Here is a 9,397-nt window from a genome sequence, read left to right on the forward strand (position 1 = left end):
GTTCAGGGCTTCGCCCTGAACGGGCCGCTGCGCGGCCGGGGGTGACCCCGTTTCACGGGGTCCGGGCCTTCGGCCCGTTGGGTGGGGTCGCTTCGCTTCCCCACCCCGACCCTTCCGGCTTCGCCTCCAGGGCCCGCCCGCTCCGCGGGCGGGCGGCAGGGGTATCTGGGGTCAGGCCGCGTCCTCCCCTAGCCCGGCAGTGCGCTGCCGGAAGTCTTGCACTGCCACAGCCACGCCTCGGTAGGCGGACACCAAGGTCAGGATGGTCAACGGGACGATGAGCCATCGCCAAGCGCTATCAGTCTGACTGATCACGAAGGACGCTGCGACGACCGCGACCGTACCCTCCAACAGGTTTCCCAGCACCCGCAGCACCGGGTGTGCTCTCCTGCGGAACACCACTTCAAACCAGGTCTTCTCCATGTCCCCCCTCATACAGCCTGAGATCACCTCGGGCGACGACAGGCACATAGTAGATGCGCTTCACTCCCCCCGACCAAGTCCTTCCGGCTTCGCCTCCAGGACCAGCCCGCTGCGCGGGCGGCTGGCAGTGGTGGAGGGGCTTGGGGTGGTCGGGTGAACTGGGCCTGGATCCCCCCGAATGGGTGGCCGGGGGTCGGGAACCGGCTCTCGTCGGGTGTCCTTCCCGGGTAGAGTGGATCCTACATCACCTCTGAATGTGAGTGTGTAGGATCCCGAGGAACCTTCTACTACCCCAGGGTATCTGACCGCCTGACCAGTTCGTGTGGTGGCAATCGGATGCTGTGCAGCATCCCGAGAAAGCAGCCACTCCCCAGGGATGCGGGGTCAGGGTTTTCAAGAGAAGGAGACAAGAATGGCCAGTGTGAGCTTTTACGGTTCCGGCTACTGCGGGGACTGCGACGCCACATGGGAGTTTGGTCCTGTCGAAGATGGGGCGGTCCTCGAATCTGATCACGACTGCGACACCGATCAGGACGGGGAGTAGGGATGCCGACGGTCGGCGAGGTCACTCTCTTCCCTCACCAGGAGGAGGCGGTGGAGGCGATCGTCCGGGGGCTGGAGGTCCGGCCCGGGAAGCGGCTCCCGAAGACGGGGCTGCGGGCCACGGTCGTGGCGGCGTGCGGGACCGGGAAGACGTTCATCGCCGCCGCGGCCGCGCTCCGCCTCGCGCGGGGCGGGCGGGTCCTGGTGCTCCTGCCGACTCTCGATCTGCTGACGCAGACCGCGCGGGAATGGCGGACGGCCGGCCACAGCGGGCCCGCGGTCGCGGTGTGCTCGCTGGAGGACAACGCCCAGCTCTACGGCCTTCGGATCCGGACGACGACGTCGGCACCGCAGCTCGGGCTGTGGCACGGGCGCGGCCCCGTCACCGTGTACGCCACCTACGCCTCCCTGCCCGTCATCGCCGAAGCCCACCGCGGGGAGTACGGCCTGGCGATGGAGCCGTTCGACCTGGTGGTCGTCGACGAAGCGCACCGGACATCGGGGTCGGCCGGGAAGGCGTGGGCGGAGGTCCACCGCCAGGAGGTCATCCCGGCCCGGCGCCGGCTGTACATGACGGCCACACCCCGGATCTGGGCCGAGCGCGTGCCCAGGACGCGGGCGCAGAGGAAGGCGGCCGAGGAAGATCGGCGGGCCGAGGAGGAGAAGCGGCGCCAGAAGGCGGAAGCGGAGGGGCGCCCGTATGTCCCGGCAGGGCCGGTACACGATCCGCTGCCCAAGGAGATGGCCTGTTCCATGGATGACCCGAGGGTGTTCGGGCCGGTGGTGTACGAGCTGTCGCTGGCGAACGCGGTCGCGCGCGGCCTACTTGCGCGGTACCAGATCGTCGTCGCCGAGCTCGTCGACCCGGTGGTCACCCCCAAGCGGCTCTACGGACCCGAGCGGTGGGAGGAACGGCTTCGCGGCGAGCGCCTCGCGGCCATGCAGACCGCACTCCTGGAGACCATGGCCGCCCACGGGCTGAAGACCACGATCACCTTCCACCATCGCACCGTCGAGGCCGAGGCCTTCGCCGAAGGCCTGGAGCGGGTCGCCCGCAGGCTCCACCGTGTCGACCCCGTGCGGCACCCCGCCAAGGTGTGGACGGGTTGGCTGCGCGGGGAGCACGAGCCCGAGCACCGGGCCTCCGTACTCGCCGACTTCGGCCGCCGGGCCGGACGTGCCGTGCTCTCAAATTGCCGCATTCTGGGGGAGGGCGTCGATATTCGGGCCGTGGACAGTGTGGCCCTGATCGACCCCAAGGGGTCCGCCGTGGACATCGTCCAGGCCATCGGGCGAGCCCTCCGGCAAAAGCCCGGGGAGGGGAAGATGGCCACCCTGATCGTGCCCGTTTTCCTGGACAAGGACGAGAATCCCGAGGACATTCTTTCCTCGAAATCATATGGGCCATTGATTCGGGTATTGAACGGGCTTCGCGCGCATGATGAACGTGCCGTGGAAATGCTGGCAATTCCACAAGAGCCCCAGAAGCGCATCGTAGCGCCGTCGCCGACCATCGGCGAAGCGGCCCCCGACGGTGAAGAGGAGGCCCGCCTGCTGCTCCGGTTCGCGGCCCCGCGCGACCCTGTCCTTATCGCGAAGTGGATCCAGTACCAGGTCTTCAACACCGAACGCCAGGACTTCAGCCGGGGCATCGAAGCTGCCTTCCGCTACCGGGAACGCGAAGGCGACCTCGATGTCCCCTACGGCCACGCCGAGGGCCCCTACCCGCTCGGACGGTGGCTCTCCGACCAGCGACGGGCCTTCCGCGCCGGGACGATGAGCGGGGAGCACGCGGCCGAGCTGGAGGAGCTGGGGATCGTGTGGGACACCGCCGACGCCGCCTTCGAGCAGAACCTCGCCGCCGCCCGCGCCTACTACGAGGTACACGGAACCCTCGCGGCCCCGCGGCACGCCACCGCCCTCGACATCGCCGTCGGGCAATGGCTGACGAACGTCCGCCGCCCCGGCGGACTCGGGAAGGACCCCGTACGCGCGAAGCGGCGGGCCGCCGCCCTCGCGGCGATCGACGAGGACTGGAACCCGAGCGACGAAGACCACGGGTGGACGGTGGACTGGCAGCGGCACTACGCCTACCTCGCCCAGCTCCTCGCCGACGGCGCCCGCCTGACCGCCATCAAGCCCGGGGTCACCCGGCACGGCGAAGACATCGGACGCTGGCTCGCCACCCAACGACACGGCTGGGACCGGCTCGACGTCGAGCAGCAGCGCCGGCTCGGCGAGCTCGGCGTCACCAAGGCGCTCCGGGCGCCGGTCCGTCGCGCGCCGAGGAAGCCGCCCGGGGAGGCGGGCGGCTCGGCAGGGCGGGGCGCGGCGGCCTTCGAGACGGGCGTGCAGGCCCTCGCGCAGTACCTGGAGCGTGAGGGGGAGGGCGGTGGTCTGCCGGGGCGCGGGCATGTCGAGGAGCTGCCCGACGGCACCGCGCACCGCACCGGGGTGTGGATCGTCAACCAGAAGCAGCGCCGGGCCCGGCTCGGCCCCGGCCAGTTGGCCGCGCTCGCCGGCCTCGGAGTGGAGTGGGCGCGGTAGGAGCGCTGAGGGCAGCGGCGGGCTGGCGGGCTTCAGTCTTCCTCGGGTGAAGAGCCGTCGGGATGTTCCTCACCTGTGACTGCTTGCTGGCGCAGGTCGGCGACGTCCTGGAGGTAGTCCGCACCGATCTCCCGCAGCCGCTCCTCGGTCTCCAGCACCTTCTTCCTCACCGTCACGCCCTTCCCTCTTGAACGTCCGGCCAGACGTGCGCACTGCCCTGCTCTCATCATCCCTCCGGGCCGGAAGCTCGGCCAAAACCGAACTTCAAGTGGCCGAAAACGGCTGCCAGGACGACCGGAAACCCAGCGGACGCCGTGCCTCACTCGCCCCGCTGCGGATCCCCTCGGAACGCGCTCCACAGGAGCAGCCGGATCGCGCCGACACCGAGTGCGAGGACGGCCGCCCCCGGCAGCAGCCAGCCCAGGACCAGGCTGTGGGGGAGCGTGACGGCCAGGACCAGCAGGCACACCCCCAGCAGCAGCCCCGCTACCGCAGTGCGCGGCGGCGGTGGGGTGGCGGGCCGGGTTCCCACCATGTTCTCCAGGGCCTTGGCCTGCCGGAGCCGGTAGTCGCTCTCGCTCAGCTCCACGGCCGACCAGTCCGGGGGCGCGAGCCCCCGCAGCCGCGGCCACTGGCCCTGAAGATGCTCAGTGCCTGTTTCTGAACCCCAGAGCCAGGGAGTTCGGTAGCTTGGTAGCAGGCGGCGCCTGGACCAAGTTGGTGGTGACCAACTTGAGATTGATCAAGCTGTCAGGCTCTTCGGGGCCTCTGGATGACACTGCTGATGAGCAGCGCCACGGCGAACGCCACATCTTCCCCTCACGTCACGTGAGCCTCGTCGGCTTCCGTTCGGCGAGCGGTCACCGTGACCGTTCCCCGAACGCACACCCAAAGCTCTCATTTCAGACTGATAGCCCCTGACCTGCTGTGACGGGGTTCAGAAACAGGCACTCAAGAACGCCCGGGAGCAGCGCTTCCGGCTGGACGTCCCGCGCGGGGGCGGGCACCTGCGTGAGGCTGGCGTACCGTGCGCCGTCCTCGAACGTCAGTGTCCACGCCCAGTACGACACCGGACTCTGGTCCACGGCGGCTCCTACGGGGTGATCGTGGTCTGCAACCCGCCGACCGTAGCCGCGCGGCGGCGGGCCGGGAGGCACTTCACCGCGTGGTCCACCCCGCAGAACAGGTCGGAGACCGCGATGCCGTAGTGGGCGGACAGCCGGTCGAGGTCGGCCAGCGTCCACGACGACCCCCCGGGCTCCCCCGACTGCTTGCGCGACACCTGCCCCTGACTCAGCTTCAGGCCCCGGCCGAGATCGGCCTGCGTCTCCCCCGTCGCGTACATCAGAGCCGCGACCGTCAGCCGCAACAGGGCCTCTGAACTCGATATATGGGCAACTCCCATCATTTATGCACTAGTTGCATACAGGGTAGTCGGTCGCGGCCCGCGCCGAGGTAGTACTCCGCGCGCGGCCCGGCATCAACCGGAAGCAGCCCGTGACCGGCTCGGCCCGGAGCAGCTCACCGCGCCCGCCGGGCTGAGTGTCGACTGGTCGCGGTGGTACCGGGACTCTGTCCCTGAACGCCCCTGCCGCCACGCTGACCTGGGACGACGGGCAGGGGCGGAGCACGGTGGCGGCTCGTTCCAGAATTCTGGAACGACTCTCCACCGTGGTTTCGTCGACGAAACTCCGGCCGGGCCCCGGCGCGATGCCGGTACGCCGTGGCGGGTCAGGTGCGGGGGTAGCCGTGGCCCGGTGGCGGGTACTCCTGGCCGGGGAGTTCGGCGACGCCGTAGAGGACGATCCGCTCGAACTCCGTGATCTCCCCCGGCGCGGCGTCGCTGGCTTCGTCGATCGCCTTCAGCAGCCACATCGACCGCTCCTGGTCCGCCTTGGCCCGCGCCGAGGACGGCGGCACCGGCGCGGGGACGTCCGGCCCCGGTTCGAAGGCCTGCGGCAGGTGCAGGGCGCCCGAGTGCCACGCACCGCCCAGCACCACGACCCCGGCCAGCAGGGTCAAGGCCATACCCGCGACCTCGTACCCGGACCACTGCGCCCACCACCCGGCCGTGGCCAGCACCAGCCCCGCCAACGCACTGCCACCGGCCCGGCGCTGCCTACCCGTCATCACCATCCCTCTCCCCCTTCCTCGCAGTTCTTCCCCGGTCAGGCGCCGGGGGCCGTGCCCGCCTCGCGGGCGGCGTGCCTCTGGACTTCCTCCGAGGGCGCCACCAGCGGCCCCGCCACAGGTGGGGCGGGCTCCGGCCGCCACACGGCGCCCCGGTACAAGGTGGCCACGCCTACCGTGCCGGACAGGGCCGACAGGACGAAGTCCGCCTGCACCAGATCGAGGTGGTCCGCCCGCAACGCGGCCACGAACAGCGCGCCGGTCAGCAGAAGGCCCTCGATGCCGATCCGGTCCCGGCCCGACAGCGCCCACCACACCGCCCGCACCCGGTCCGTCCACGCCCAAAAGCCCCGTCGTCCGGGCGCGGGAGCCACCCCCGTCACCGCGTACGCCCCGCGCCCTTGGCCACTCCGGCCTGCTGCCGGTGCGCGGGGACCGCTGCTTCGGCCGGGGCCGGCTGTCCGGGGGCCGCGGCAGCCGGGGTGGTGGTGGAGCGGGAACGGGCCGCCGCCGGGGAGACCCGAACCCTGGACACGGGCGTGGCCTTCGCGGACGGTGGCGTCGTCAGGGCATGCAGCGTGGCGTCCACGAGGCGGCCCGCCGTGGTGGAAGACGGTCCTTCCTTCCAGGAGGTGTTCTCCCCGAGGCGGGCCAGGTGCGCGGCGAGGAGGCCGGAGCCGCCGTGGTCGCGGATCAGGTCCATGCGGCGGGCCAACAGGGGCCACTGGCGGGAGCCGACCAGCATGCCTGCCTCCGACTCGGGCAGGACGTCCTTGACCAGTGCGACGATCGCGGCGTGCGCGAGCCGGTTGACGCCGAGCTGTTCCAGCGCCTTCGCGCGGTCGCCGAGGTCCAGGTCCCGGGGCACGGCCAGGCCCTCGGTCAGCGGACCCCAGGAACGCTTCGCGTCCGTACTGGCGGGCGGCGCCCACGGGTCGACGGCTTCCCGCACCGGCGCCGCAGCAGCAGGAGCCGCAGTGGAGGTGGTCGTGGTGCCCGCAGCGGTGGCCGGTGCGGGGATACGGGCCTCAGCCGGAGCCGGAGCGGGGGCAGCGGTCGCCGCCGGGGTTGGCGCGGTCGTCGCGGCTGCGGTGGTGACGGCGGCGACGGCCTGGTCCACGCCCGCCCCGGCGGCGTGCGCGTCCACGAGGATCCGCGCGACGTCGACACCGCGGGCGTCGAGCCGGCCCATCGCGGCCGCGATGTCCGGCCAGGCCGGGGAGGCGAGGATCGCGTCGCGCACCAGGCCGCCCGGCATCGTCGCCTTGAGGAGGTCAGCCCACCGGTCTGTGCCTTCCGACTTCGTCCGCGCGATGTTCGCGGCGACGGCCTGGTGGACTCCGGCGGTCATGCGGCCCATCTGCGGCAGGAACGTTGCGAGGTCGACTCCGGCCTGCTGGAGACCGACGAGCTGGCGGGCCATCACCGGCCAGTCCGCCCCCTGCATCAGCTCGGCCAGGATGTCGTCGCCCAGGACACCGCGCAGCTGGTCGGCCGACCAGCCCGGCGCCATCTTCGCCGCGTCCTCGCCGAGCTCCTCCTCCTTGCCCGTCAGGCGCTTCTGCGTGGCACGGCGGACCGCGTCGGTGATGGTCATCATCAGCCGGTAGGCCATCGCGGCGGTCTGCGCGGCCTCCCCGAGGGCTTCGGCGAACGGTTCGGGCTGGGGCGGGTACGTCATCGGCAGGAAGCTCCCTCGGGTGGGGGTCAGCGGGTACGGGACGATCCCGGCCGGCCGGGATCGGGGCGCGGCCGGACCGGTACACCGGTAACGGGTGCGGCGGTCGGCAGGCCACGGCCCGGCGCCCGCGCGGTGCGGGTGGTGCGCGGCTTCGCCGTCGGGGGCGGGGCGCCGGTCAGGCCGGCTGCTTCCCGCAGCAGGACGGCGGCTTCGGCAGCGGCTTTCGCCTGCGCGCGGAAGGCCTGCGCCCGATGCCAGGAGGCTGCGGCCTCCACCGCCTCCACGAGCGCGAGCAGCAGCGTGAGGACGACCGCGGCGCCGCCGCCCCGGGCCGCGCGCGGCGCTCTCTCCAGTGCTCGCGTCGAGGCGCGCCATCCGGCACGGGCGCGGCCTTCAAGGGAGCGGGCGCCGGGGGCGCGGGCGGCCTGCTCGAACGCGTCGGCCGCCGCCTGCACCCGGTCGCGGACCAGAGTTGGGGAGTGCGCGGCGGCGACGGCCAGGAGGTCGCCGAGGGCTGCGACATCCCCGGCGCCTTCGTCCTGCCCGGCGCGGCCGAGGAGTTCGGATGCTTCGCGGATCCGGTGCTCGGCGAGCGCCCAGTCGGCCGGGGTGACGAGGGGCTCGTAGCGTTCGCGGACGCGGGGCAGGGACAGGTCGTAGGCGAGCGTCGATCCGGCGAACCAGACGGGCCGGCTGCCGCCGTCGGCCCGGTCGCCGGGCAGCGCGACCGAGTACCCCACGAGGGCGCCGTCATCGTCCCGGCGTTCGCGCACGCGCAGGCCCGCGTCGCGGAGCCGGTCGAGGAAGTCGGTGTCGCCGTGGGCGAGCGCGGCCGCGGTGCGGACGGTGCGCTGCAGGGACTCCCGGGCGGTCTCCGCCAGGCCGCGGCGGGCGGCTTTCTCGGCCTCGCCGGTGACCGGCCGTCGGCGGGCGGTGCGGTCGAGCGGGGACATCGGGGTGAGGCCCCAGCGGGCTTCGAAACTCCGGGCGGCGGTGTGCATGCTGAGGATGTCCCCGCGCAGGCGGGGGCGGCGGCCATCCTGGCGGGCCAGGGTCGCCGCGATGTGGATGTGGTCGTCCGCGTGCCGCACCGCGATCCACCGGCAGGCCTGTTCGTCGCCGTGCTCCGCGATGCCCGCGGCATGCACCATCGCGGCCGCGACCTGTGCCCACTCGGCGTCCGACAAGCGGCGGTCACCGGGGGCGTTACGGACCGAGACGTGCCACACGTGCTCCTCCGGTCTCGGGCCGCGCAGCGCCTCCACCGGGGCGTCCAGGAGCAGCGCCAGGTCGGCGAGCGTCATGCGGGCCGGGGTGCGGGCCGGGCACGGCAGATCCGGGTCCCAGCCCGCGACGAGGTGCGGGTCGACATGCTCGTCGCGCTCGCCCGGACCGAAGAGGTAGTCCAGGAGATCGATCGTCGTCGAACCCGTCTCCGCCTTCTTCGGCATCACGACCGCGGGCGCCTCTCCCGCATCACCCGGGCCGTCGCCTCATCCACCCGCGCCACCGCTTTGAGGGCCTCTTCCACGACGGTGGCGGCCGACTCCGGGAGGCCGGCCACGGGCGGGCCGGTGGCGGTCAGGGCGCGGAGCGCGGCGACGGTCTCCCGCAAGTTCACCCGTGCCTGGACCAGCTCCCGCAGCACGTCCCCGGCGTCCCGGGAGACCGGCACCAGCACGTGTTGCGCGACCGCCATCACCTGGCGCCCCGCCCAGGCCGCCGACGCCATCCCCTCGCGTTCCGCAGCGGTGCGCACGACGGCCAGTTCGGTGTCACTGAAGGACACGTAGAAGCGCTTCTTCCGTGGTTCACCGGCCTGGCGTTCACGACGCCGCCCACCCGTATTCCCGTCCGCGCCGACTGTCACCCAAGGCCCCTCACAATTCCGTGCCAGCCGCTACCGGCTTTCCGGCGCCCCGGGGGCTTACTGCCCCCATTACGCACTACTGAGGTTGTAGGCGTGGTGTCGTGGGTGTGAGGCCGGTCGCGGCGAGGCATCCGTCGATGATGTCGCTGCGGTATTGGATCTGACGGAGGCCATGTCGGAGTCGGCGGATGAGGTGGTCTGGG

At 72.1% G+C, this 9,397-nt stretch carries 10 protein-coding genes and 1 pseudogene; 1 reads left to right on the forward strand and 10 read right to left on the reverse strand.

Annotated features, from left to right (window positions below):
- Positions 1-171 precede the first annotated feature (171 nt).
- Complete coding sequence (locus QMF80_RS37245; RefSeq protein ID WP_283461767.1) at positions 172-423, reverse strand: hypothetical protein; 252 nt, start codon at positions 421-423, stop codon at positions 172-174.
- A 546-nt stretch (positions 424-969) separates the two neighbouring features.
- On the opposite strand from QMF80_RS37245, the gene QMF80_RS37250 reads away from it, so the two are divergent.
- Entirely contained in the window at positions 970-3,513 is a 2,544-nt protein-coding gene (locus QMF80_RS37250) for a DEAD/DEAH box helicase (RefSeq protein ID WP_283461769.1), read from the forward strand.
- A gap of 32 nt (positions 3,514-3,545) precedes the next feature.
- Here the strand turns inward: QMF80_RS37250 and QMF80_RS37255 are convergent, their stop codons facing one another.
- The 9 genes and pseudogenes from QMF80_RS37255 to QMF80_RS37295 all read right to left on the reverse strand — a co-directional run.
- A complete protein-coding gene (locus QMF80_RS37255; protein ID WP_283461771.1) occupies positions 3,546-3,689 on the reverse strand; it encodes a hypothetical protein in 144 nt (47 codons plus the stop codon).
- 143 nt (positions 3,690-3,832) lie between these two features.
- Positions 3,833-4,102 carry a hypothetical protein gene (locus QMF80_RS37260; protein ID WP_283461773.1) on the reverse strand — a complete coding sequence of 90 codons (270 nt, stop codon included), beginning with the start codon at positions 4,100-4,102 and terminating at the stop codon, positions 3,833-3,835.
- A gap of 504 nt (positions 4,103-4,606) precedes the next feature.
- Positions 4,607-4,858 carry a helix-turn-helix domain-containing protein gene (locus QMF80_RS37265; RefSeq protein ID WP_349372280.1) on the reverse strand — a complete coding sequence of 84 codons (252 nt, stop codon included), beginning with the start codon at positions 4,856-4,858 and terminating at the stop codon, positions 4,607-4,609.
- A gap of 386 nt (positions 4,859-5,244) precedes the next feature.
- Positions 5,245-5,643: a hypothetical protein gene (locus QMF80_RS37270; RefSeq protein ID WP_283461780.1), complete on the reverse strand. Its 399-nt coding sequence runs from the start codon at positions 5,641-5,643 to the stop codon at positions 5,245-5,247.
- Between the two features lie 38 nt (positions 5,644-5,681).
- Positions 5,682-5,960 carry a hypothetical protein gene (locus QMF80_RS37275; RefSeq protein WP_283461782.1) on the reverse strand — a complete coding sequence of 93 codons (279 nt, stop codon included), beginning with the start codon at positions 5,958-5,960 and terminating at the stop codon, positions 5,682-5,684.
- A 62-nt stretch (positions 5,961-6,022) separates the two neighbouring features.
- The gene (locus QMF80_RS37280) at positions 6,023-7,324 is read right to left on the reverse strand and encodes a hypothetical protein (protein ID WP_283461784.1); all 1,302 of its coding nucleotides are present in this window, start codon (positions 7,322-7,324) and stop codon (positions 6,023-6,025) included.
- A 26-nt stretch (positions 7,325-7,350) separates the two neighbouring features.
- Positions 7,351-8,775 carry a relaxase family protein gene (locus tag QMF80_RS37285; protein WP_283461786.1) on the reverse strand — a complete coding sequence of 475 codons (1,425 nt, stop codon included), beginning with the start codon at positions 8,773-8,775 and terminating at the stop codon, positions 7,351-7,353.
- The gene (locus tag QMF80_RS37290; RefSeq protein WP_283461788.1) at positions 8,775-9,113 is read right to left on the reverse strand and encodes a hypothetical protein; all 339 of its coding nucleotides are present in this window, start codon (positions 9,111-9,113) and stop codon (positions 8,775-8,777) included. Before QMF80_RS37290 ends, QMF80_RS37285 begins: the two co-directional genes overlap by 1 nt.
- Positions 9,114-9,270: 157 nt before the next feature.
- Positions 9,271-9,397: pseudogene (locus QMF80_RS37295) on the reverse strand (IS630 family transposase); the annotation flags it as partial.

It is taken from the genome of Streptomyces sp. G-G2 (assembly GCF_030063135.1).
Taxonomy (GTDB): domain Bacteria; phylum Actinomycetota; class Actinomycetes; order Streptomycetales; family Streptomycetaceae; genus Streptomyces.